Annotated in this window: 23 protein-coding genes; 22 read left to right on the top strand and 1 reads right to left on the bottom strand. The window is 61.9% G+C overall.

Translation table 11 applies throughout. The features are described from left to right. Nucleotides 1-70: 70 nt before the first annotated feature. Nucleotides 71-772 (bottom strand): class I SAM-dependent methyltransferase, encoded by a 702-nt coding sequence (locus DV532_RS17680; RefSeq protein ID WP_236707552.1) that lies wholly within the window; start codon nucleotides 770-772, stop codon nucleotides 71-73. A gap of 398 nt (nucleotides 773-1,170) precedes the next feature. Between DV532_RS17680 and DV532_RS17675 the strand changes: the two genes are divergently transcribed. From DV532_RS17675 to fliN, 22 genes are all read left to right on the top strand, one after another. After that, complete coding sequence (locus DV532_RS17675; RefSeq protein WP_056805150.1) at nucleotides 1,171-2,106, top strand: ketoacyl-ACP synthase III; 936 nt, start codon at nucleotides 1,171-1,173, stop codon at nucleotides 2,104-2,106. Between the two features lie 247 nt (nucleotides 2,107-2,353). Continuing rightward, entirely contained in the window at nucleotides 2,354-3,214 is an 861-nt protein-coding gene (locus DV532_RS17670) for a flagellin domain-containing protein (RefSeq protein WP_056805154.1), read from the top strand. 69 nt (nucleotides 3,215-3,283) lie between these two features. Beyond that, nucleotides 3,284-3,643 (top strand): flagellar protein FlaG, encoded by a 360-nt coding sequence (locus DV532_RS17665; protein ID WP_056805157.1) that lies wholly within the window; start codon nucleotides 3,284-3,286, stop codon nucleotides 3,641-3,643. Nucleotides 3,644-3,722: 79 nt separating this feature from the next. Next, nucleotides 3,723-5,120 carry a flagellar filament capping protein FliD gene (gene fliD, locus DV532_RS17660; protein WP_056805160.1) on the top strand — a complete coding sequence of 466 codons (1,398 nt, stop codon included), beginning with the start codon at nucleotides 3,723-3,725 and terminating at the stop codon, nucleotides 5,118-5,120. A 132-nt stretch (nucleotides 5,121-5,252) separates the two neighbouring features. Further along, a complete protein-coding gene (fliS, locus tag DV532_RS17655; RefSeq protein WP_056805163.1) occupies nucleotides 5,253-5,648 on the top strand; it encodes a flagellar export chaperone FliS in 396 nt (131 codons plus the stop codon). Nucleotides 5,649-5,662: 14 nt separating this feature from the next. Beyond that, nucleotides 5,663-5,959 carry a hypothetical protein gene (locus tag DV532_RS17650; protein WP_056805166.1) on the top strand — a complete coding sequence of 99 codons (297 nt, stop codon included), beginning with the start codon at nucleotides 5,663-5,665 and terminating at the stop codon, nucleotides 5,957-5,959. A 167-nt stretch (nucleotides 5,960-6,126) separates the two neighbouring features. Next, a complete protein-coding gene (gene fleQ, locus DV532_RS17645; RefSeq protein ID WP_056805175.1) occupies nucleotides 6,127-7,602 on the top strand; it encodes a transcriptional regulator FleQ in 1,476 nt (491 codons plus the stop codon). A 182-nt stretch (nucleotides 7,603-7,784) separates the two neighbouring features. Further along, entirely contained in the window at nucleotides 7,785-9,002 is a 1,218-nt protein-coding gene (locus DV532_RS17640; protein WP_056805178.1) for a PAS domain-containing sensor histidine kinase, read from the top strand. Next, nucleotides 9,002-10,357 carry a sigma-54 dependent transcriptional regulator gene (locus DV532_RS17635; protein ID WP_056805179.1) on the top strand — a complete coding sequence of 452 codons (1,356 nt, stop codon included), beginning with the start codon at nucleotides 9,002-9,004 and terminating at the stop codon, nucleotides 10,355-10,357. The genes DV532_RS17640 and DV532_RS17635 overlap by 1 nt, the downstream gene beginning before the upstream one ends. A gap of 141 nt (nucleotides 10,358-10,498) precedes the next feature. Then, nucleotides 10,499-10,831, top strand: a complete 333-nt coding sequence (gene fliE, locus DV532_RS17630; protein ID WP_056805180.1) for a flagellar hook-basal body complex protein FliE — start codon at nucleotides 10,499-10,501, stop codon at nucleotides 10,829-10,831. A gap of 15 nt (nucleotides 10,832-10,846) precedes the next feature. Then, on the top strand, nucleotides 10,847-12,625 hold the full coding sequence (gene fliF, locus DV532_RS17625; RefSeq protein WP_056805183.1) for a flagellar basal-body MS-ring/collar protein FliF: 1,779 nt from the start codon (nucleotides 10,847-10,849) through the stop codon (nucleotides 12,623-12,625). Further along, nucleotides 12,618-13,637 (top strand): flagellar motor switch protein FliG, encoded by a 1,020-nt coding sequence (fliG, locus tag DV532_RS17620; RefSeq protein WP_056805186.1) that lies wholly within the window; start codon nucleotides 12,618-12,620, stop codon nucleotides 13,635-13,637. The genes fliF and fliG overlap by 8 nt, the downstream gene beginning before the upstream one ends. A 161-nt stretch (nucleotides 13,638-13,798) precedes the next feature. After that, complete coding sequence (gene fliH, locus DV532_RS17615) at nucleotides 13,799-14,575, top strand: flagellar assembly protein FliH (RefSeq protein WP_056805187.1); 777 nt, start codon at nucleotides 13,799-13,801, stop codon at nucleotides 14,573-14,575. After that, the gene (fliI, locus tag DV532_RS17610; RefSeq protein WP_056805195.1) at nucleotides 14,565-15,923 is read left to right on the top strand and encodes a flagellar protein export ATPase FliI; all 1,359 of its coding nucleotides are present in this window, start codon (nucleotides 14,565-14,567) and stop codon (nucleotides 15,921-15,923) included. Before fliH ends, fliI begins: the two co-directional genes overlap by 11 nt. Nucleotides 15,924-15,929: 6 nt before the next feature. Continuing rightward, complete coding sequence (gene fliJ / locus DV532_RS17605) at nucleotides 15,930-16,382, top strand: flagellar export protein FliJ (protein ID WP_056805197.1); 453 nt, start codon at nucleotides 15,930-15,932, stop codon at nucleotides 16,380-16,382. Between the two features lie 105 nt (nucleotides 16,383-16,487). Beyond that, nucleotides 16,488-16,793: an STAS domain-containing protein gene (locus DV532_RS17600; protein WP_013973600.1), complete on the top strand. Its 306-nt coding sequence runs from the start codon at nucleotides 16,488-16,490 to the stop codon at nucleotides 16,791-16,793. 8 nt (nucleotides 16,794-16,801) lie between these two features. Continuing rightward, nucleotides 16,802-18,493 carry a fused response regulator/phosphatase gene (locus DV532_RS17595; protein ID WP_056805200.1) on the top strand — a complete coding sequence of 564 codons (1,692 nt, stop codon included), beginning with the start codon at nucleotides 16,802-16,804 and terminating at the stop codon, nucleotides 18,491-18,493. 48 nt (nucleotides 18,494-18,541) lie between these two features. Beyond that, the gene (locus DV532_RS17590) at nucleotides 18,542-18,889 is read left to right on the top strand and encodes an Hpt domain-containing protein (RefSeq protein ID WP_056805202.1); all 348 of its coding nucleotides are present in this window, start codon (nucleotides 18,542-18,544) and stop codon (nucleotides 18,887-18,889) included. A gap of 72 nt (nucleotides 18,890-18,961) precedes the next feature. Further along, the gene (locus DV532_RS17585) at nucleotides 18,962-20,221 is read left to right on the top strand and encodes a flagellar hook-length control protein FliK (protein ID WP_056805204.1); all 1,260 of its coding nucleotides are present in this window, start codon (nucleotides 18,962-18,964) and stop codon (nucleotides 20,219-20,221) included. A gap of 207 nt (nucleotides 20,222-20,428) precedes the next feature. Beyond that, nucleotides 20,429-20,926 carry a flagellar basal body-associated protein FliL gene (fliL, locus tag DV532_RS17580; RefSeq protein WP_056805207.1) on the top strand — a complete coding sequence of 166 codons (498 nt, stop codon included), beginning with the start codon at nucleotides 20,429-20,431 and terminating at the stop codon, nucleotides 20,924-20,926. Nucleotides 20,927-20,935: 9 nt separating this feature from the next. Further along, nucleotides 20,936-21,904 (top strand): flagellar motor switch protein FliM, encoded by a 969-nt coding sequence (gene fliM, locus DV532_RS17575; protein WP_056805210.1) that lies wholly within the window; start codon nucleotides 20,936-20,938, stop codon nucleotides 21,902-21,904. Between the two features lie 47 nt (nucleotides 21,905-21,951). Further along, nucleotides 21,952-22,422: a flagellar motor switch protein FliN gene (fliN, locus tag DV532_RS17570; protein WP_056805424.1), complete on the top strand. Its 471-nt coding sequence runs from the start codon at nucleotides 21,952-21,954 to the stop codon at nucleotides 22,420-22,422. Nucleotides 22,423-22,431: the final 9 nt, after the last annotated feature.

Raw genomic sequence — 22,431 nt, 5'->3', positions numbered from 1 at the left:
CTATGGAAAGCGCCTTTGTCATTTGGTGCGGGTCTGCATGGATCGAACGGAATCGGCAGGCCTGGGGGCGTCAGGAGAAACTGATATTGTGCCGCTGGCTTCCGTAAACCACGCGCGCCGCAGTGATTAGTTGATAGGGAATTTCGACGTACGGCACATCCGAATTGGTCAGGGCCATGTCCATTAGCTCGACAAGCACGGAGTTCTTGCGAGCGAGAATCACGTCCGACCAGTCGGTGTTGGTCATTGCAATTGGAATGAAGTCTGAGCGCTTGATGAAGCTCCCCAGGGCTTCGAGCACGCCTAGGTTCTGCTTGGTCCCGTTCGGGCTATGGCAGCAATCGTTGAGCATGATGAAACCATTGTCGGCCACTAGATCCTGGTAGTACATCAGGTCGCGCAGAATGTATTCGTACTGGTGATTGGCATCGATGTAGACCAGGTCGAACTTGCCGATGTCGGTTTCCTGTCGAATTTTGTTGATGGCGCCAATAGTTTCCGAGCGGATGATTGTCACCTCGGGCAAGTGCGCAAAGCGCGCCTGGCACTCCTCGTACAGCTTGTCCCATGTCTGCTGGTCGTGCAGGGAACCCCCATAGTAATAGGCATAGGTGTCGACCGGCACGACCCACGGTGGCAGCTCGTCGAAGGGGCTATAGGCATCGTTGGCAGCCTTGCTCCAACTGTCGATTAGGACCATTTTTTCCGGCGCCAGGGCGGAATGGATCTTCAGTGCATTCTCACCGCGCAGAACGCCCAGTTCAGCGATCACCGGTCGTTTTTCCATGACTTGAAAGATCGCACCCAGTAGGTGGTATAAGTTTTCTCGATAGGTGTGGCAAACCTTCATTGAGGTGTCCTTATCGGTGGTGAAGGTCCTGCTGGAAGGGCGGGACACTGTAGGGGGGTGAGGGTGTCTTTCCTGTTTACGGTTGAGCGAGCAAGATATGTGCCTAAAATTTTTTGGCGCTAGCAACAAATGGGGGTTGCGCGGCTGACCGCGTGATTTGTGAACCCCGGGCTATGTGGTGCATGATGGAGTGACTTGGCAGTCAAAACGTGCATCTCTAATCTATTGAGTCAGCGGGCAGCCATGTCGCCGCGTCGTGCAAGGTGAAGGCCTTGGCCGCAAAGCCCGTGAATTTTCGCCATTTCCATCGGGAAGCCACAATGATTGGCATCAAAAGCATCGCCAGTTACGTACCTGTAGAGGGTGTCGACAACTACGCCCAAGGTGCGAAGTTCGGCAAGGATCAGGATTTCATCTTCGGCAAGATCGGTTCGACCTTTCTGCCGCGCAAGGAAGTTGGCCAGGAAACCTCCGACATGGGCGTCGAGGCCGCCCGGATGTTGTTCGCTGCCAATCCGGCGCTTGATCCGGCCTCTATCGATGTGGTGATCGTCGTCACCCAGAATGGTGATGCCGAAGGCTTGCCGCACACCGCCGCAATCGTTCAGCACAAGTTGGGGTTGTCGACTGCGGTCGCCGCCTTCGATATTTCGCTGGGCTGCTCCGGTTATGTTTATGGGCTGTATGCCATGAAGGGCTTCATGGATGCTGCCGGGCTGAAGAATGGCCTGCTGATTACCGCGGACCCCTATTCAAAGATTGTCGATCCCGAGGATCGCAACACCACCATGCTGTTCGGTGATGCCGCAACTGCCACATGGATGGGCGAGGGGGCCGCTTGGCAGCTGGGTAAATCGCTGTTCGGCAGCGATGGCGCGGGTGCGGAGCATCTGCGCACCACCGATGGCAAATTCTTCATGAATGGCCGTCAAGTCTACAACTTTGCCTTGGTCAAGGTGCCGGCGCATCTGCAGCAGCTGCTCGAGGCAAGTGAGCTGAAGGCAGAGGATGTCGACCTGTACTGCTTGCATCAGGGCAGCGCGGCTATCGTGGATGCGGTTTCGCAACGCTTCGATGAAGGGCGGCATCGCGAAAAGTTTGTGAAGGATATGGTTGAGACTGGCAATACAGTGTCGTCAAGCATTCCGCTGTTGTTGGAGAAGCATGTGATCGGCTCGCAATGCAAGCGCGTCGCGCTCAGCGGGTTCGGTGTTGGCCTGTCATGGGGTTCGGCGATTATCGAGCGTAATGGCTGAGTGACAGAAGCGAGTAAAGGAAAAGCGCTGCCCTAACCGGCCGGCGCTTTTTCGGTTTAAGGGGGGAGGGTTTTTTGGCGTCAAACCCTTGATTCCATTGAGGTGGCAGGATGCCAGTAAAAAAAATCTGAAATCGCCCTAAAGCAAACTGCCCTGACGACGATAAACATTACGAAGGTTCTCTGTGCCACACCCGGCGAATTGCCAAGGCCGGAAGCCGTAGTACCAATCCAACGAGGAATTCGTCATGGCTTTGACTGTAAATACCAACACCACCTCTCTGGGCGTTCAGAAGAACCTGAACCGTGCTTCCGACGCGCTGAGCACCTCGATGACTCGTCTGTCTTCTGGCCTGAAAATCAACAGCGCCAAAGACGACGCCGCGGGTCTGCAGATCGCTACCCGTATGACCTCGCAGATCCGTGGTCAGACCATGGCTATCAAAAACGCCAACGACGGTATCTCCATCGCCCAGACCGCTGAAGGCGCAATGCAAGAGCAGAGCAACATTCTGCAGCGTATGCGTGAGCTGGCGGTTCAGTCGCGAAACGACTCTAACAGCAAGCTGGACCGTGACGCTCTGGACAAAGAATTCCAGTCGATGCTGGCAGAGATCGACCGTATTGCCGACAGCACCCAGCTGAACGGTAAGACACTGCTGGACGGCTCCGCTGGCGTGATGACCTTCCAGGTCGGCTCCAACGCGGGTGGGGCGAACCAGATCACCGTCAGCCTGAGCGCTGCAATGAAGACCACGGGTGCCAACGCTGCCCTGACCGGTCTGGCCGGCAAGAGCATCACTGGTGCCGATACCACCTCCGCTGCAGCTACCTTCAGTGCCGCCGTAAGCGCCATCGACGATGCTCTGCAGGCAATCAACACCTCGCGTGCCGACCTGGGTGCTCAGCAGAACCGTCTGACCAGCACCATCAACAACCTGCAAAACATTAACGAAAACGCCGAAGCTGCCCGTGGTCGTGTACAAGATACCGACTTCGCTGCTGAAACTGCCCAGCTGACCAAGCAGCAGACCCTGCAGCAAGCTTCGACTTCGGTTCTGGCCCAGGCCAACCAGCTGCCATCGGCAGTGCTGAAGCTTCTGGGCTAATCTGCCTAGTTGCTAGCGGGGAAGTGCCCTTGCGGCGCTTCCCCGTTTTTACATTGCGAGGTGGTGGGCATGGACATGAGCGTCAAGCTGAACCTGTCTTATCCGGCCGCACGTTCGGCCGAGCAGGTTGCCGAAAAACCGGTTACCCGGTCAACGGAACGAGTAAAACTCGAAGAAGACAAAAAAGACCTTAACGCTGCGCAGGATGCCGACAAGGTTAAAAGTGCCGTCTCGGAAATCGAAAAATTCATGAAGGCGTCGCAGCGCAACCTGGAATTTTCCACGGATGAAGAGTCCGGCAAGATCGTTGTCAAGGTCATCGCTACTGACAGTGGAGAGTTGATTCGGCAGTTGCCTTCAGAGGAGGCCCTGCGGATTGCCCGCAGCCTGAGCGATGTCAATAGTGTTTTGTTCAACGCCAAGGTATGACTGGCGCGGAGCATCAATGAAGTGAAGTGTGGCGGCCCTGCCGGAGCGGGGGTGACGCGTTGACGAGAGGGACAACAGTATGGCAAGCCCAATTTCTTCTGGTATAGGCCTAGGGTCTGGTCTCAACATTAACGAGATCGTGTCTGTCCTGGTCAATGCCGATACTGCAGCCAAGAAGGCGCAAATCACTCGCCAGACTGCGAACAATACTGCGTACATCTCCGGGGTTGGTGCGCTACGCAGTGCACTTACGGCCTTCACCACGGCCATGAGCAAACTCAACGACAAGACTACGCCCTCCTTCAATGCCTACGCGGCGACGTCTGCGAGCGAAAGTATCGTCAAGGCTACCGCAAGCAATACCGCGGTGGCGGGTACTTACAGTATCGAGGTGAAAAACCTGGCAACCAGTTCCAAAGTGGCGAGCCAGGCGTTCGAGGATGGCGCTAGTGCGACCATTCCCGCCGGTGATTTGGTCATTAGTCAGGGCGGCAAGGACTACACCATCAAGGTGGGAGCCGATGCTACGCTGCAAACGGTGCGTGACCAGATTAACAAAGAGCTGGGGGGCAGTGGTTTTTCCGCCAACATCATCACGGGCGAGGACGGTGCTCGCCTAGTGCTCGGTTCTACTACCACGGGTGCCGACTCTGATATTTCTGTGGCCGGGCTGGGGCTGGATATCAACGGCACGGAATCGATGGCGGACAAGGGCGCGGGTTACATTACAGATGTAGCCAAGGATGCGCTGGTCATGATTGATGGTCTCGAGGTAAAAAGTGCCTCGAACACCGTCAAGGATGCCATTAGTGGTATCCAGCTTGAGCTTAACGGGGTCAGTGCGACCGATGTCACCACCAAGGTGACGGTGGCGGCTAACAATGATGGCTTGAAAACCTCTGTTCAGAGTTTTGTTGATGCCTACAACACGTTGCAGAAAGCGATCACTTCGCTGACAAGCACCGGCAAGGATGCAAATGGCAATATGGTGTTGGGTTCGCTGACCAACGACCCTACCACTCGCTCGCTGCTGGCCGACGTGCGGGGAGTGTTGGCGGAAGCGGGGGGAGGGGATCGCCTGACTACGCTGAGCCAGTTGGGCGTCAATACCATGAAAGATGGCACCCTTGAGTTCAATGCCACCAAGTTCTCTGCTGCGATGGACGACAAGAAGCTGGGTGGCGAGGTACAGAATCTATTTACCGGTAGCAATGGCATCTTCGAGCGCATGAACAAGGCCATTGACCCATACAACGCTACCGATGGTAGTCTGGCGGCGCGCAAGGCCAACCTGGATAAAGTCGCCAAGAATCTAAGTGATCAGCAGGCTGCCTTGGAGCGTCGCACGGCGTCGCTCACTGAATCGCTCACCAAGAAATATGTGGCCCTCGACACGGCTTTGGGCAAGATGAAAGCCCAGGCTGATCAGATTACCTCGATCTTTGAAGCGATCAACGCCCAGGCCAAGAAGTCCTGATCGCTTGAAGCTGCCAGAGCCCGGCGGTATCCACTGGATGCCCCGGGCTTTACTTCATCCCTAAAGTTTTTTGACGTGCAGGCGATACAGCAGGTACAAGCAACTTTTTCACCGCAGCAACGAGGCAGATCCATGAACCCGATGTTGGCCCTTCGGCAGTACCAGAAAGTCAACGGCGCGGCGCAGACGTCCGAAGCCAGCCCGCACCGTCTGGTGCAGATGCTCATGCAGGGTGGCCTCGATCGCATGGCGCAGGCCAAAGGCGCCATAGCGCGCAATGACATCGCGCAGCGAGGCATTCTCATCGGCAAGGCCATCGACATCATCGGCGGCCTGCGTGAGGGCCTTGATCTCGAAAACCATGCCGAGAGTCTGGCTGAGCTGGACAGCCTCTACATGTACATGAGCCGCCGCCTGATCGAAGCCAACGTCACGGGCGACCCTGCCATCATCGACGAGGTCGCGCGCCTGCTGATCACCGTGAAGGAAGGTTGGGACGCAATCGGCGATCAGGAGTCGGCTTCCTGATAAAGGAGGATGACATGAGCGAAGTAATCGCCCGTATCGAGCAAACCCGCGAAATGCTCCTGGCAGCGCTGGCCGAGCGTGACTGGGCAGCGGTAGGGGAGTTGGACCTGGAATGCCGCTTGCGCATCGGTGACATGGTCACCGGGGCGAAAGGCAATGAGGCCGATGTCAGTGCCAGCCTCGAGCAATTGTTGGCCGTTTACCGCCAATTAATTGAGGTTGCAAGTGGCGAGCGTCAATCTGTGGTCGATGAAATGACGAAAATCCGTCAGGCGCAGAGCGCGGCAAAGGTATACCATTTGTTCACCTGACCACAGATGTTGCAAAACCCATGCGCCATTAATTTGACTGACAGGTGTTTTTTGACTTTACTAGTGGCTGTTTTCGAATTTCAGACGTCCGAACACTGACCATTCAGTCGGAATGATGTCGAGCACGCCCCGCAGGGCGCCGATATGACTAGGGAAGTTGCTATTGCATGTGGCGTGAAACCAAAATTCTGCTGATCGATGACGACAGCGCACGCCGCCGCGACTTGGCGGTGGTGCTGAATTTCCTCGGCGAAGAAAACATCGCTTGTTCGAGCCAGGACTGGCAGCACATGGTCGAGCCATTGTCCTCGAGTCGTGAGGTGCTGTGCGTGCTCATCGGTGCTGTCAGCGCTCCGGGCAGTCTCCTGGGGCTCGTTAAGACAGTGGCTGGGTGGGATGAGTTCCTTCCGGTTTTGCTTTTAGGTGAAATTTCTTCTGCCGAGCTGCCGGAAGACCTTCGCCGTCGGGTGCTTTCCAACCTGGAAATGCCGCCAAGCTACAGCCAGCTGCTGGATTCGCTGCACCGTGCCCAGGTTTACCGCGAAATGTACGACCAGGCGCGCGAGCGCGGGCGCCAGCGCGAGCCCAACCTGTTCCGTAGCCTGGTTGGCACCAGCCGTGCTATCCAGCACGTGCGGCAGATGATGCAACAAGTCGCCGATACCGACGCCAGCGTGCTGATTTTGGGTGAGTCCGGCACCGGCAAGGAAGTGGTGGCGCGCAACCTGCACTACCATTCCAAGCGCCGCGAAGCGCCGTTCGTGCCGGTCAACTGTGGCGCGATCCCGGCAGAGTTGTTGGAAAGCGAACTGTTCGGCCACGAGAAAGGCGCCTTTACCGGGGCGATCACCAGCCGTGCCGGGCGTTTCGAGTTGGCCAATGGCGGCACGCTGTTCCTCGACGAAATCGGCGACATGCCGCTGCCGATGCAGGTCAAGCTGCTGCGGGTGCTGCAAGAGCGTACCTTCGAGCGTGTGGGCAGCAACAAGACCCAGAGCATTGATGTACGCATCATCGCCGCCACCCATAAAAACCTCGAGACCATGATCGAGGACGGCACCTTCCGCGAAGACCTGTACTACCGCCTGAACGTGTTCCCCATCGAGATGGCGCCGTTGCGTGAGCGGGTAGAAGACATTCCGCTGCTGATGAACGAACTGATCTCGCGCATGGAGCACGAGAAGCGCGGCTCCATTCGTTTCAACTCGGCCTCGATCATGTCGCTGTGCCGTCACGGCTGGCCGGGCAACGTGCGCGAGCTGGCCAACCTGGTCGAGCGCATGGCGATCATGCACCCGTACGGGGTGATTGGCGTGTCCGAGCTGCCGAAGAAATTCCGCTACGTCGATGACGAAGACGAGCAGATGGTCGACAGCCTGCGCAGTGACCTGGAAGAGCGTGTGGCAATCAACGGCCACGCGCCCAACTTCAGCAGCCACGCCATGCTGCCGCCGGAAGGGCTGGACCTGAAGGACTACCTGGGTAGCCTGGAGCAGGGCCTGATCCAGCAGGCGCTGGACGATGCCAACGGTATCGTTGCCCGTGCGGCTGAACGTTTGCGCATTCGTCGTACCACACTGGTCGAGAAGATGCGTAAGTACGGCATGAGCCGCCAGGGCGGCGAGGAACAGGCCGAAGATTGACGCTTATCGGTCGCCTGTGGCGGCCTCTTCGCGGGCATGCCCGCTACCACACCCATGTAGGAGCGGGTTTACCCGCGAAGAGGCCGGTTCACCCAGCACAAAATCCCCATCTCCGGCACGGCTATTGCTACACCGCTGGCAACACACCGTTTTTATGACGGTCAGCCACGCGAGAGAGCACGATGCCCCAGGCCGCCCACCTATCCCGAGCCCCTGATCCGCAGGGGCAAACCCCGGTCGAGCAGGAAAGCCGCCAGGGTGTCGAGCAAGCCTTCGCCCTGTTCAATCAGGTGTCCAGCCAGCTGAGCCAGTCCTACAGCCTGCTCGAGGCCCGGGTCAGCGAACTGAAGGGCGAGCTGGCGGTGGTCAGTGCCCAGCGTATCGACGAGCTGAGCGAAAAAGAGCGCCTGGCCAATCGCCTGCAAAACCTGCTGGCCCTGCTGCCCGGCGGGGTCATCGTGATCGACGGCCAGGGCCTGGTGCGCGAAGCCAACCCGGCCGCCTGCGAACTGCTTGGCGAGCCGCTGATCGGTCAATTGTGGCGCCAGGTGATCGCCCGCAGCTTCGCCCCACGCAAGGACGACGGTCACGAAGTCTCGCTGCGTGACGGTCGCCGGCTGTCCATCGCCACCCGCTCTCTGGATGCCGAGCCCGGCCAGTTGGTGTTGCTCAACGACTTGACTGAAACCCGTCGCCTGCAAGACCAGCTGGCCCGCCACGAGCGCCTGTCGTCGCTGGGGCGCATGGTTGCCTCGCTGGCCCACCAGATCCGCACGCCGCTGTCGGCCGCCATGCTCTACGCCAGCCACCTGGCCGATAGCCAGCAAGCGCTGAGCGAGGAAACCCGACAGCGCTTTGCCGGGACCTTGAAGGAGCGCTTGCACGAGCTGGAACACCAGGTGCGCGACATGCTGGTATTCGCCCGTGGCGAGCTGCCGCTGGGTGACCGGACAACCCCGAAAGCCTTGTTCCAGGCCTTGCAGCAGGCAGCCCAGGCGCATGTGCAGGGGCACGCCGTGCGCTGGCAGTGCGACAGCCATCTGGGCGAGTTGCTGTGTAACCGCGACACGCTGGTCGGCGCCTTGCTCAACCTGGTCGAGAATGCCATCCAGGCCAGCGACGGCCCGGCGCGGCTAAAGGTGCACCTGTTCCGCCGCGAGCGTACCTTGCACTTGTGCGTCAGCGATGCCGGCAGTGGTATCGAGGCGCATTTGCTTGGCCGCCTGGGCGAGCCGTTTCTTACTACCAAGGCCACCGGCACAGGCCTGGGTCTGGCCGTGGTCAAGGCCGTGGTGCGCGCGCACCAGGGTACCCTCAGCCTGCGCTCGAAGGTCGGCCGGGGTACCTGCGTGCGGGTGGCGCTGCCGTTGATCGACGGGCAATTGGCGGAGAGCATGTAGTGGCCATCAAGGTGTTGCTGGTCGAGGACGACCGAGTATTGCGTCAAGCGCTGGGCGATACCCTGGAGATCGGTGGTTTCGCTTACCGAGCGGTGGGCAGTGCCGAAGAGGCCCTGGCGGCGGTGCTGGATGACGCCTATAGCCTGGTGGTCAGCGATGTGAACATGCCTGGTATGGATGGGCACCAACTGCTGGCTCAGTTACGCCGCCAGCAGCCGCAACTGCCGGTGCTATTGATGACGGCGCATGCTGCCGTGGAGCGTGCCGTCGAGGCCATGCGCCAGGGTGCCGCCGACTACTTGGTCAAACCGTTCGAGCCCAAGGCGTTGCTCAACCTGGTTGAGCGGCATGCTGCTGGGCGCTTGAGTGGCGATGAAGGCCCAGTGGCCTGCGAGCCGGCCAGCCGGCAGTTGCTGGAGCTGGCTGCCCGGGTGGCGCGCAGTGACTCGACGGTGCTGATTTCTGGTGAGTCCGGTACCGGTAAAGAGGTGCTGGCGCGCTACATTCATCAGCAGTCGCCACGGGCGGCGCAGCCTTTCGTGGCGATCAACTGCGCGGCCATCCCCGACAACATGCTTGAGGCCACCCTGTTCGGTCATGAGAAGGGCGCCTTCACCGGTGCTATCGCCGCCCAGGCTGGCAAGTTCGAGCAGGCCGAAGGTGGCACCCTGCTGCTCGACGAAATCTCGGAAATGCCCATGGCCTTGCAGGCCAAACTGCTGCGCGTGCTGCAAGAGCGCGAGGTGGAGCGGGTAGGTGGGCGCAAGCCCATCAGCCTGGATATCCGCGTGCTGGCCACCACCAACCGCGACCTGGCGGGTGAAGTGGCTGCCGGGCGTTTCCGTGAAGACCTGTATTACCGCCTGTCGGTATTCCCGCTGGCCTGGCGCCCGCTGCGTGAGCGGCCGGGGGATATTCTGCAGTTGGCCGAGCGCCTGTTGGCGCGCCATGTGGCCAAGATGAAGCACGCCCCGGTGCGCCTGTCACCGCAGGCGCGGGCCTGCCTGCAGGGGCATGCCTGGCCGGGCAACGTGCGTGAACTGGACAATGCCTTGCAGCGGGCGTTGATCCTGCAGCAGGGCGGGGTGATCGAGGCGGCGGATTTCTGTCTGGCAGGCGCCATTCCATTGTCGGCGGGCTCCACGCCAGCTCCGGAACTGGCGGTTGAAGCCAGCGGCCTGGGTGATGACATGCGCCGGCACGAGTACCAGATGATCATCGACACCCTGCGCGCCGAGCGTGGTCGCCGCAAAGAGGCCGCCGAACGCCTGGGCATCAGCCCGCGTACCTTGCGCTACAAGCTGGCGCAGATGCGTGATGCCGGGTTTGACGTCGAAGCCAGCCTGTTCGGCTGACGAGCGACTCATCCTGCTGCGCGCCCGCAGGGGCTAGGTGGCCCCGTGAAAGGGGGGGCGAAGGCTGGCACCTTTGTTGCTTAGGTAGGCTATTCGCCGCATGAGTGTCAAAAAAATGCGGCCGCAGGAGAGAGAAGGGTCATGAGCCAAGGTGTTGAATTCAATCGTCTGATGTTGGACATGCGGGCCATGCAGGCCGATGCCATGTCGCTGCCAAAGGTGTCCGCGGCCCCTGAGCTGGCGCCAGGGCAAAGTACCTTTGCCGACATGCTCGGCCAGGCCATCGGCAAGGTGCATGAAACTCAGCAGGCTTCCACCCAGCTGGCCAACGCCTTTGAAATCGGCAAGAGCGGCGTCGACCTGACTGACGTGATGATCGCTTCGCAAAAAGCCAGCGTTTCGATGCAGGCCATGACTCAGGTGCGCAACAAGCTGGTCCAGGCGTATCAGGACATCATGCAGATGCCGGTTTGAGGACGGATGTAAACCATGGCTGAAGCAGTCGTCGACAACGCCCCCGCCAAGACTGGCTCGCCAGCGGCCAAACCGCCGCTGTTTGGCCTGTCGTTCCTGGAAAACATATCGCAGATGCCCATGCTGCGTCAGATCGGCCTCATGGTCGGCCTGGCGGCCAGCGTGGCGATCGGCTTCGCTGTGGTGCTGTGGTCGCAACAACCCGATTACCGCCCGCTGTACGGCAGCCTGGCGGGCATGGACACCAAGCAGGTCATGGACACCCTGGCCGCTGCCGACATTCCCTACAACGTCGAGCCCAACTCTGGCGCTCTGCTGGTCAAGGCCGACGACCTCTCCCGTGCGCGCCTGAAGCTGGCCGCCGCCGGCGTGGCGCCGAGCGATGGCAATGTCGGCTTCGAACTGCTCGACAAGGAGCAGGGCCTGGGCACCAGCCAGTTCATGGAAGCCACCCGTTACCGCCGCAGCCTGGAAGGCGAGCTGGCGCGCACCGTATCCAGCCTGAACAACGTCAAGGCCGCGCGTGTTCACTTGGCTATCCCGAAAAGTTCGGTGTTCGTGCGTGACGAACGCAAGCCCAGCGCCTCGGTACTGGTCGAGCTGTACCCGGGCCGCGCTCTGGAAGCCGGGCAGGTGATGGCCATCATCAACCTGGTGGCCACTAGCGTGCCCGAACTGGACAAGTCCCAGGTCACCGTGGTCGACCAGAAGGGCAACCTGCTGTCCGAACAAGTCCAGGACACGACCCTGACCCAGGCGGGCAAGCAGTTCGACTACAGCCGCCGGGTGGAGGGCATGCTTACCCAGCGTGTGCACAACATCCTGCAGCCGGTGCTGGGCAATGACCGCTACAAGGCCGAAGTGTCTGCCGACCTGGACTTCAGCGCGGTGGAGTCGACCTCCGAGCAGTTCAACCCCGACCAGCCGGCGCTGCGCAGCGAGCAGTCGGTCGACGAACAACGGGCCAGCAGCCAGGGCCCGCAGGGCGTGCCAGGAGCGCTGAGCAACCAGCCACCAGGCCCTGCGTCGGCACCGCAGACCACCGGCGCTTCCGCCACCCCGGCCGCGGCCATCCAGCCTGGCCAGCCGCTGGTGGATGCCAACGGCCAGCAGATCATGGACCCGGCCACCGGCCAGCCAATGCTCGCGCCGTACCCGTCGGACAAGCGCCAGCAAAGTACCAAGAACTTCGAGCTGGACCGCTCCATCAGCCACACCCGCCAGCAACAGGGGCGCATGACCCGCCTGTCGGTGGCGGTGGTGGTGGACGACCAGGTCAAGATCGACCCGGCCACCGGCGACACCACGCGTGCACCCTGGGGTACCGAGGACCTGGCGCGCTTCACCCGCCTGGTGCAGGACGCGGTCGGCTTCGATGCCAGCCGTGGCGACAGCGTGACGGTGATCAACGTACCGTTCGCCGCCGACCGTGGCGAAGAAATCGCCGACATCGCCTTCTACCAGCAACCGTGGTTCTGGGACATCGTCAAGCAGGTGCTGGGCGTACTGTTCATCCTGGTGCTGGTGTTCGGCGTGCTGCGGCCAGTGCTGAACAACATTACCGGGGGCGGCAAGCAGGCTGCCTCGGATAGCGACATGGAGCTGGGCGGCATGATGGGGCTGGATGGCGAACTGGCCAACGACCGCGTCAGCCTGGGTGGCCCGACAAGCATTCTGCTGCCTAGCCCCAGCGAGGGTTACGAGGCACAGCTCAACGCAATCAAAGGCCTGGTGGCCGAAGACCCGGGCCGCGTAGCCCAGGTCGTGAAAGACTGGATCAACGCCGATGAGTGATAACCGAGCCGTTACCGCCAAGCTGAGCCGCGTCGACAAGGCGGCGATCCTTCTGCTCTCGCTGGGCGAGACCGATGCGGCCCAGGTGCTGCGGCACATGGGCCCCAAGGAAGTGCAGCGGGTGGGTGTGGCCATGGCGCAGATGGGCAATGTGCACCGTGATCAGGTGGAGCAGGTGATGAGCGAGTTCGTCGACATCGTCGGCGATCAGACCAGCCTGGGTGTGGGCTCTGACGACTACATCCGCAAGATGCTCAACCAGGCCCTGGGTGAGGACAAGGCCAATGGCCTGGTCGACCGCATTCTGCTGGGTGGCAACACCAGCGGCCTGGACAGCCTCAAGTGGATGGAGCCGCGCGCGGTAGCCGATGTGATCCGCTACGAGCACCCGCAGATCCAGGCCATCGTGGTCGCCTACCTTGACCCTGACCAGGCCGGTGAAGTGCTGAGCAACTTCGACCACAAGGTGCGCCTGGATATCGTCTTGCGGGTGTCGTCGCTGAACACCGTGCAGCCGGCGGCGCTGAAGGAGCTGAACCAGATCCTCGAGAAGCAGTTCTCGGGCAACTCCAACGCCGCGCGTACCACCCTGGGTGGCATCAAGCGTGCCGCCGACATCATGAACTTCCTCGACAGCTCGGTGGAAGGTGCACTGATGGATGCGATCCGCGAGATCGACAGCGACCTGTCGGAGCAGATCGAAGACCTGATGTTCGTCTTCAACAACCTGGCCGACGTCGACGACCGCGGCATCCAGGCGCTGCTGCGCGAAGTGTCGTCCGACGTGCTGGTGGTGTCGCTCAAGGGTGCCGACGAGCGGGTCAAGGACAAGATCTTCAAGAACATGTCCAAACGTGCCTCGGAGCTGCTGCGCGACGACCTGGAGGCCAAGGGGCCGGTACGGGTCAGCGACGTGGAAACGGCGCAGAAGGAAATCCTCACCATCGCCCGCCGCATGGCCGAGGCCGGCGAGATCGTGCTCGGCGGCAAGGGCGCCGAGGAAATGATCTAAGGTTTTCGCGATTTACTGGCCGACGCTGGCCCTTGTAGGCGCGGGCTTGCCCGCGAAGGCGTCGGGCCTGGCGATAGAGGTTGTCGCTGCCGACGCATTCGCGGGTAAACCCGCCCCTACAGGGACCGTGTCGGCTGAACATGGCTTGAGTACCTGAAAACATGTCCACCAAAGAACATCACCCCAGCGACCTGATCCGCGCCCGCGACCTCGAGGGCGTGGACGTGTGGACGCTGCCCAGCTTTGACCCAGCACCGGAGCCCCAGCCCGAGCCGGAGCCGGAGGTGGTCGAGGAAGAAATCGAGGAGGTGCCGCTGGAAGAAGTCCAGCCGCTGACCCTGGAAGAGCTTGAGGCTATCCGCCAGGAAGCCTACAACGAAGGCTTCGCCACCGGTGAGCGCGAGGGCTTCCACAGCACCCAGCTGAAGGTCCGCCAGGAGGCCGAAGAGGCCCTGAAGGCCAAGCTGGACAGCCTCGAACAGCTGATGGCCCACTTGATGGAGCCGATCGCTGAACAAGACACGCAAATCGAGAAAACCTTGGTCCACTTGGTGGCGCACATGACCCGCCAGGTGATCGGTCGCGAGCTGCGTAACGACTCCAGCCAGATCACGCAGGTGCTGCGCGAGGCACTCAAGCTGCTGCCCATGGGTGCGGACAATATCCGCATCCACCTCAACCCGCAGGATTTCGAGCAGGCCAAGGCCTTGCGCGAACGCCATGAGGAAAGCTGGCGGCTGCTTGAGGACAGTGCGCTGCTGCCTGGCGGCTGTCGCATCGAGACCGCTCACAGCCGCATCGACGCGACCATGGAAACACGCATCGAGAAAGCCGTGGCGCAGTTGTTCGACCAGCTACACGACCAGTCACTGCACCCGGCGGCAGCGGATATGTCCGTCGAGCTGGGCAGCTCGGTAGAGCCTCCTGATGAAGCTTGAGCGCACCAGCTTCGGTAAACGCCTGGGTAGTTATGCCGAGGCGATCGAGTTGCCCGCCCAACCCGTGGTCGAGGGGCGCCTGCTGCGCATGGTCGGCCTCACCCTGGAGGCCGAGGGCCTGCGTGCCGCAGTGGGCAGCCGCTGCCTGGTGATCAACGACGACAGCTACCACCCGGTGCAGGTCGAAGCCGAAGTCATGGGCTTTGCCGGGCCCAGGGTGTTCCTCATGCCGGTGGGCAGCATTGTCGGCATTGCCCCGGGTGCCCGGGTAGTGCCGCTGGATGACAGCGGTCGCCTGCCCATGGGTATGAGCATGCTAGGCCGGGTACTCGACGGTGCCGGCCGTGCCTTGGATGGCAAGGGCGGGATGAAGGCCGAGGACTGGGTGCCGATGGACGGCCCGGTGATCAACCCGCTCAACCGCGACCCTATCAGCAAGCCGCTGGATGTGGGTATCCGCAGCATCAATAGCCTGCTGACTGTGGGGCGCGGCCAGCGCTTGGGCCTGTTCGCGGGCACTGGTGTGGGTAAGTCGGTGTTGCTGGGCATGATGACTCGTTTCACCGAAGCCGAGATCATCGTGGTCGGCCTGATCGGTGAGCGGGGCCGCGAGGTGAAGGAGTTCATCGAGCATATCCTGGGTGAGGAGGGCCTCAAGCGTTCGGTCGTGGTGGCCTCGCCAGCCGACGATGCGCCGCTGATGCGCCTGCGCGCCGCCATGTATTGCACGCGCATTGCCGAGTACTTCCGCGACAAGGGCAAGAACGTGCTGTTGCTGATGGACTCGCTGACCCGTTTCGCCCAGGCCCAGCGGGAAATTGCCCTGGCCATCGGCGAGCCGCCGGCCACCCGGGGCTACCCGCCGTCAGTGTTCGCCAAGCTGCCCAAGTTGGTAGAGCGGGCGGGCAACGGCGGGCCCGGCGGTGGTTCGATCACCGCGTTCTACACCGTGCTGTCTGAAGGCGACGACCAGCAAGACCCGATTGCCGACGCGGCGCGCGGCGTGCTCGACGGCCACTTCGTGCTGTCGCGTCGGCTTGCCGAAGAAGGCCATTACCCGGCCATCGACATCGAAGCCTCGATCAGCCGGGTCATGCCCCAGGTGGTCGATGCCGATCATTTGCGCCAGGCACAAAAGTTCAAGCAGCTGTGGTCGCGCCTGTCGCAAAGTCGCGACTTGATCAGCGTGGGGGCTTATGTGGCCGGCGGTGACCCGGAGACCGACCTGGCCATCGCCCTGCAGTCGAAACTGGTGGGTTTGTTGCGCCAGGGGCTGGACGAGAACGTAGGCCTGGCGCAAAGCCGCGAACAGTTGGGGGCTATTTTCACGCCCCCGGCGGGCGGTTGATAGGCTATGAGCCAGCCTGGACGCGCCGCGCGCCTGGCGCCGGTAGTGGCGATGGCCGAGCAGGCCGAGCGCACGGCGGCGCAGCGCCTGGGGCATTTCCAGCAGCAGGTGGCCACGGCCCAGGCCAAGCTGGCCGAACTCGAACGGTTTCGTGAGGATTACCAGCTGCAGTGGATTAACCGCGGCGGGCAGGGGGTCAATGGCAGCTGGCTGGTGAATTACCAGCGCTTTCTCGGGCAGTTGGAAACGGCCATGACCCAGCAGCGCCAGAGCCTGGTCTGGCACCAGAACAACCTCAACAACGCGCGCGGCACCTGGCAGCAAGCCTATGCCCGGGTGGAGGGCTTGCGCAAGCTGGTGCAGCGCTACCAGGACGAAGCCCGGCGGGCCGAAGACAAGCGCGAACAGCGTTTGCTCGATGAGCTGTCGCAGCGTCTGCCACGGCAGAATCATCTTTAACCGGTACCGGCGATAGGGCCGCTACAGGTATGGCCTTGCTACACCTGCGACGGCCTGCTAAACCTTTAGGGTGTTGCACCCGCCATCATCGAAGGAATCGCTAGCATGGCAGTCGAGACTGATTTTTCGCAGGACGGGAAAAAGCTGACCATCAAGATCAAGGGGCGCTTCGATTTCGGCAAGCACCAGGAATTTCGCGACGCTTACGAACGCCAGCCCAGTCGGCCCGATTCGGTGGTCGTCGACCTGAAAGACACCACCTACCTCGACAGTTCCGCGCTGGGCATGCTGTTGTTGCTGCGTGACCACGCCGGCGGCGATGAGTCGGATGTGCGGGTGGTGCATGCGAGCTCTGACGTGCGCAAGATCCTCGCCATCTCCAATTTCGAAAAACTTTTCGATATCAGTTGAGCGCCGACATGCCGGCCGAACAGGCGTTGACCGTGCTGGTCGCCGAAGACGGTGCCGCCGACCGCCTGCTGTTGGCGCAGATCGTGCGGCGTCAGGGCCATCAGGTATTTACTGCAGAGAACGGCGAACAGGCGGTAACGCTGTTCGTCGAGCGGCGCCCGCAGCTGGTGCTGATGGACGCATTGATGCCGGTGATGGACGGTTTCGAGGCGGCGCGGCAGATCAAGGCCCTGGCTGGCGAGGCGTTGGTACCGATCATTTTCCTGACCTCGCTGAACGAGGAGGAAGGCCTGGTGCGCTGCCTGGAGGCTGGGGGCGATGATTTCATGGCCAAGCCCTACAGTGCGGTGATCCTCGCCGCCAAGATCCGCGCCATGGACCGCTTGCGCCGGCTGCAGGCCACCGTCCTGGAGCAGCGCGACCAGATTACCCGGCACCACCATCACCTGCTCAACGAACAGCGGGTGGCCAAGGCGGTATTCGACAAGGTGGCCCACTCCGGTTGCCTGGCCGCGCCCAACATCCGCTACTTGCAATCGCCCTACGCGCTGTTCAATGGCGACTTGATGCTGGCCGCCTTCACCCCGGCCGGTGACATGCGTGTGCTGCTGGGGGACTTCACCGGTCACGGCCTGCCGGCAGCGGTGGGCGCTATGCCGCTGGCCGAAGTGTTCTACGGCATGACCGCCAAAGGCTACGGCATGGCGCAGATCCTGCGCGAGATGAACGGCAAGCTCAAACGCATCCTGCCGGTGGACATGTTCTGCTGCGCGCTGCTGCTAAACCTCAGCATGCAGCGCGGTTCGGTGGAGGTGTGGAACGGCGGCATGCCCGACGGCTATCGCCTGTCAGTGCATGGCCAGGTGCTGTCGGTGCTGAGTTCGCGGCATCTGCCGCTGGGCATTCTGGCCGCCGAGCGCTTCGATGACAGCACCGAGGTGTTGCCGCTGGCGCCCGGCGAGCGTTTGCTGCTGTTATCAGACGGTGTGCTCGATACGGCCGACGACCAGGAATGCCTGTTCGGCGTGCAGCGCCTGCGCACAGTGTTGGCTGCCAACCGTGACCCGACGCGGCTGTTCGATGAAGTGATGCAGGCCTTGGAGCGCTTTGGCGGGCGCCCGCGCGATGACATCAGCCTGTGCGACATTCGTATGTTCAGCGCCGAGGAGCGGGTAGCGGCGCCAATGATCTACGCTGATAACGGCCGTTCCAGCCCGTTGGACTGGTCGCTGGGGTTCGAGGTGCGTGGCGAAAGCCTCAAGCGCTTTAACCCAGTGCCTTACCTGGTGCAGTTGTTGCAGGAAATCCACGGTCTGCGCACGCACACCGGCAACCTGCACAGCGTGCTCAGCGAGCTGTATTCCAATGCTTTGGAGCACGGCGTGCTGGGCCTGGATTCGCAGCTCAAGCGCGATGGGCAGGGTTTTGCCGACTATTATCAGGAGCGCGCCCGGCGCCTTGGGGTGCTGGGCGACGGTTACGTGCGCATCGACTTCAAGGTTGAACCGCATGTCGACGGCGGGCGTCTGATCATTGAGGTGCGCGACAGTGGCGCCGGATTCGATGTGCAACAGGTGCTAGCGCGGCCGTCGTTGGAGCAGGGGCTGAGCGGGCGTGGCCTGAAGCTGGTACAGCGGCTGGCCAGCAAGGCGCGCTGGCATGAGGGTGGGCATTGCGCCCAGGTGGAGTTCGTCTGGTGAGCCACGCGCTGGCTCGGGCATAATCTGGCTTGATCAAGGAGTGAGCAAGTGACTGACATGCATATTGACCACAAGGTACTCAGTGACCTGCGTGAGGTCATGGAGGAGGGATACCTGCAGTTGGTGCAGACCTTCCTCGAGGATTCCGAGCGGCGCTTGGGCCAGTTGCACGCGGCCCAAAGCGCGCAAGAGCTCGGTTCGGCCGCCCATAGTTTCAAAGGCAGTAGCAGCAATATGGGGGCGTTGGCCTTGGCCGGCTTGTGCCAGCAACTGGAAGACCGCGCACGGCGGCCGCCGTTGTATGGTATCGAAGACCTGATTAACCGTATCGACCAGGAATACCTGGAGGTACAGCGCTTTTATCGGGATGAACAGCAGCGCATTTCTGCAGGCTGATGCGCGACTTGGCGCGAGTCTTGCCTGTCTCTGGCCGAATGTTTTTTCAGTTTCTGGCGCGGAGACCGCTCAATGCCTGTCGCATCCAATCCTTTGTTGCAAGCCAACGCCATTGCCAACACGTCGCGTTCGGCTGGCGTACAGGCGGACAAACCCCTGCAGGCGCTGGGCGACAAGGGCGACGGCTTTGGCCAGGTGATGGCCAAGCAAGGGCGCGACAAGGCGAGTGGGCAGGACGACAGGGCGGCCCCAGCCAAGCCCAAGGACAAGCCTGTAGCAGCGCAAGGCGGCAAGCACGACACGGCTGACAAGCCTGCAGTTGCCGATGACGGCAATACGTTGCCAGCTGATGCCCAAGGCACAGCCGATACCGGGCTGCGCGATGCCAGCCTGGTGGCCGGCCAGGTCACCGACGCACAGCCCGGTGCGCAACTGATCCAGGCCCAGGCCGAAGCGGTGGCGCCTGTGTTGCAGGCGGCGCAAGCCAGTGGCGAACTCATGGCGGAAGCGGCGGCGGAAGAAGCCTTCGACCCCGACGCCGACCCCTTGGCCGGCCTGCCGACCCTGCGCCTGGCGCTGGAGCAAAGCGCCCAGGCCAAGGGTGCCACCTCGGCGCACGCCCTTGACCCGTCCCAGGCCCAGGGTGAGGAGGGGCAGGCCGCCGTCAATACCTTGGCGGGGCTGATCGAGAATACTGACGGTGAGGCGGGTGAACCGGGCGACAAAGCCTTTGGCGCATTGCTCGAAGATGGCCTGAAGGACACCAAGGGCGCCAGCAGCGACACGCGCATCGATGACTTCGCCAACCGCCTGGCCAACCTGACCCAGGCTGCCACGGCCAAGACCGCGAATGCCGTGCCGGCCACCGCCAGCCCGTTGCACCAGCCGTTACCGATGAGCCAGAACGCCTGGGCCGAGGGCTTGGTCAACCGGGTCATGTACCTGTCCAGCCAGAACCTCAAATCGGCGGACATCCAGCTGGAACCGGCAGAGCTGGGCCGCCTGGACATTCGCGTCAATGTTGCGACGGACCAATCGACCCAGGTGACGTTCATCAGCGGCCATGCTGGCGTGCGTGATGCCCTCGACAGCCAACTGCACCGCTTGCGCGAGCTGTTCGCCCAGCAGGGGCTGGCACAGCCGGACGTCAATGTGGCTGACCAGTCGCGGGGGCAGCAACAGCAGCCGGGGCAGGAGCAGGCGCAGGGCAGCCACCTGTCTGGGGTGGCGGCGCGCCGCGCGGAGCAGGCTGGCGGTGAGGTTGTCGACAGCAGCCAGCCTGTGCAGCAGCAGGTGGTTATCGGCGACAGTGCGGTCGATTATTACGCCTGATAACAGGTCGGGCTGTACCGGCCTCTTCGCGGGTAAACCCGCTCCTACAGCTTTCGAATCTTGTGTTGTACCTGTAGGCGCAGGCTTGCCCGCGAAGAAGGCCGCGCAGTTGTCCCGCTGAAATCTCCCTTCTGCCCAATCTGGCATAACACTTGCTCAAGCCAAGCCATCCTCCCTTGAACCCCCGATGGACGACGGATTATTGGCATGGCGAAGAGCGAAGCAGTCAAAGACCCCGCCACTAAAGGCAAACTCAAGCTGATCATCCTGGCGGTCGTGGGCCTGTTGCTGGCGATCGGCCTTTCGGTGGGCGCTACCTGGTTCATCATGCACAAGGGCGAGCCGGCCCCGGCCGCCGATGCTGCGGCCAGCAACGTTAAACCCGCGGCTATCTACGAGGCGCTGACCCCAGCCTTCGTGGTCAACTTTAACCAGAACGGCCGCCAACGCTACATGCAGGTGAGCATCACCCTGCAAGCGCGCAACCCGGTCGACCTGGCTGCCCTCAAGGTGCACATGCCAGTGATCCGCAACAACCTGGTGATGATGTTCTCCGGGCAAGGCTTCGACACCCTGGCCAGTAGCCCGGTGGGCCAGGAGATGCTGCGCCAGAAGGCCACCGCAGTGGTTCAGGAAGTGGCCCAGAAGGAACTCGGCAAGCCGGTCGTCGACCAGTTGCTGTTCACCAATTTCGTATTGCAGTAGGAGTCCGCAATGGCCGTACAGGACCTGCTGTCCCAGGATGAGATCGATGCCCTGTTGCATGGCGTCGACGACGGGCTGGTGCAGACCGAGAGTGCATCTGAGCCTGGCAGTATCAAAAGCTACGACCTGACCAGCCAGGACCGTATCGTGCGGGGTCGCATGCCGACCCTGGAAATGATCAACGAGCGCTTCGCCCGCTACACCCGTATCAGCATGTTCAACCTGTTGCGCCGTTCTGCCGACGTCGCGGTAGGGGGGGTGCAGGTGATGAAGTTCGGCGAATACGTGCACTCGCTGTATGTTCCCACCAGCCTCAACCTGGTGAAGATCAAGCCGCTGCGCGGCACCTCGCTGTTCATCCTCGACGCCAAGTTGGTGTTCAAGTTGGTGGACAACTTCTTTGGCGGCGATGGCCGCCACGCCAAGATCGAAGGCCGCGAGTTCACCCCGACCGAGCTGCGCGTGGTGCGCATGGTGCTGGACCAATGCTTCGTCGACCTCAAAGAAGCCTGGCAGGCGATCATGCCGGTGTCCTTCGAATACATGAACTCCGAGGTCAACCCGGCCATGGCCAACATCGTCGGCCCCAGTGAGGCGGTGGTGGTGTCTACCTTCCACATCGAACTGGACGGTGGTGGCGGCGACCTGCACATAACCATGCCGTACTCGATGATCGAGCCGGTACGGGAAATGCTCGATGCCGGCTTCCAGTCCGACCTGGACGACCAGGACGAGCGCTGGGTCAAGGCCCTGCGCGAGGACGTCCTGGATGTGGCTGTGCCGATGACCGCCACGGTCGCCCGGCGCCAGTTGAAGCTGCGCGACATCCTGCACATGCAGCCTGGCGATGTGATCCCGGTGGAGCTGCCCGAGCACCTGGTGCTGCGCGCCAATGGCGTGCCGGCGTTCAAGGCGCGGCTGGGCTCGCACAAGGGCAACCTGGCCCTGCAGATCATCGACCCGATCGAACGCCGCTGACGGCGTGCCGGTCGCTCATAACGAATTGAATGCCTGTCGAGGAAACCATGGCTAACGAAAACGAGATCACCTCCCCGGACGACCAGGCGCTGGCCGATGAGTGGGCTGCAGCACTGGAAGAAACCGGTGCAGCCGGCCAGGCCGACATCGATGCCCTGCTGGGCGGTGACACTGGCGGCAGCGCTGGTGGCTCTGGCCGCTTGCCGATGGAGGAGTTCGCCAGCTCGCCCAAGCCCAACGAAAACGTCAGCCTCGAAGGCCCGAACCTGGATGTGATCCTGGACATCCCGGTGAACATTTCCATGGAAGTGGGCAGCACCGAGATCAATATCCGCAACCTGCTGCAGCTCAACCAGGGTTCGGTAATCGAGCTCGATCGCCTGGCCGGTGAGCCGCTCGACGTGCTGGTCAACGGTACGCTTATCGCCCATGGCGAAGTGGTCGTGGTCAACGAGAAGTTCGGCATCCGCCTGACCGACGTGATCAGCCCCAGCGAACGTATCAAGAAGCTGCGCTGAGTGAAGGGC

This window comes from Pseudomonas sp. Leaf58 (assembly GCF_003627215.1).
Taxonomy (GTDB): Bacteria; Pseudomonadota; Gammaproteobacteria; order Pseudomonadales; family Pseudomonadaceae; genus Aquipseudomonas.
Note: the sequence above shows the minus strand (reverse complement) of the source record. Positions and strands in the feature narration are given on the sequence as shown.

Coding starts and splice junctions, on each gene's coding strand:
- DV532_RS17675 (WP_056805150.1), top strand. CDS start 1,171: ATGATTGGCATCAAAAGCATCGCCAGTTACGTACCTGTAGAGGGTGTC.
- DV532_RS17670 (WP_056805154.1), top strand. CDS start 2,354: ATGGCTTTGACTGTAAATACCAACACCACCTCTCTGGGCGTTCAGAAG.
- DV532_RS17665 (WP_056805157.1), top strand. CDS start 3,284: ATGGACATGAGCGTCAAGCTGAACCTGTCTTATCCGGCCGCACGTTCG.
- fliD (WP_056805160.1), top strand. CDS start 3,723: ATGGCAAGCCCAATTTCTTCTGGTATAGGCCTAGGGTCTGGTCTCAAC.
- fliS (WP_056805163.1), top strand. CDS start 5,253: ATGAACCCGATGTTGGCCCTTCGGCAGTACCAGAAAGTCAACGGCGCG.
- DV532_RS17650 (WP_056805166.1), top strand. CDS start 5,663: ATGAGCGAAGTAATCGCCCGTATCGAGCAAACCCGCGAAATGCTCCTG.
- fleQ (WP_056805175.1), top strand. CDS start 6,127: ATGTGGCGTGAAACCAAAATTCTGCTGATCGATGACGACAGCGCACGC.
- DV532_RS17640 (WP_056805178.1), top strand. CDS start 7,785: ATGCCCCAGGCCGCCCACCTATCCCGAGCCCCTGATCCGCAGGGGCAA.
- fliE (WP_056805180.1), top strand. CDS start 10,499: ATGAGCCAAGGTGTTGAATTCAATCGTCTGATGTTGGACATGCGGGCC.
- fliF (WP_056805183.1), top strand. CDS start 10,847: ATGGCTGAAGCAGTCGTCGACAACGCCCCCGCCAAGACTGGCTCGCCA.
- fliG (WP_056805186.1), top strand. CDS start 12,618: ATGAGTGATAACCGAGCCGTTACCGCCAAGCTGAGCCGCGTCGACAAG.
- fliH (WP_056805187.1), top strand. CDS start 13,799: ATGTCCACCAAAGAACATCACCCCAGCGACCTGATCCGCGCCCGCGAC.
- fliI (WP_056805195.1), top strand. CDS start 14,565: ATGAAGCTTGAGCGCACCAGCTTCGGTAAACGCCTGGGTAGTTATGCC.
- fliJ (WP_056805197.1), top strand. CDS start 15,930: ATGAGCCAGCCTGGACGCGCCGCGCGCCTGGCGCCGGTAGTGGCGATG.
- DV532_RS17600 (WP_013973600.1), top strand. CDS start 16,488: ATGGCAGTCGAGACTGATTTTTCGCAGGACGGGAAAAAGCTGACCATC.
- DV532_RS17595 (WP_056805200.1), top strand. CDS start 16,802: ATGCCGGCCGAACAGGCGTTGACCGTGCTGGTCGCCGAAGACGGTGCC.
- DV532_RS17585 (WP_056805204.1), top strand. CDS start 18,962: ATGCCTGTCGCATCCAATCCTTTGTTGCAAGCCAACGCCATTGCCAAC.
- fliL (WP_056805207.1), top strand. CDS start 20,429: ATGGCGAAGAGCGAAGCAGTCAAAGACCCCGCCACTAAAGGCAAACTC.
- fliM (WP_056805210.1), top strand. CDS start 20,936: ATGGCCGTACAGGACCTGCTGTCCCAGGATGAGATCGATGCCCTGTTG.
- fliN (WP_056805424.1), top strand. CDS start 21,952: ATGGCTAACGAAAACGAGATCACCTCCCCGGACGACCAGGCGCTGGCC.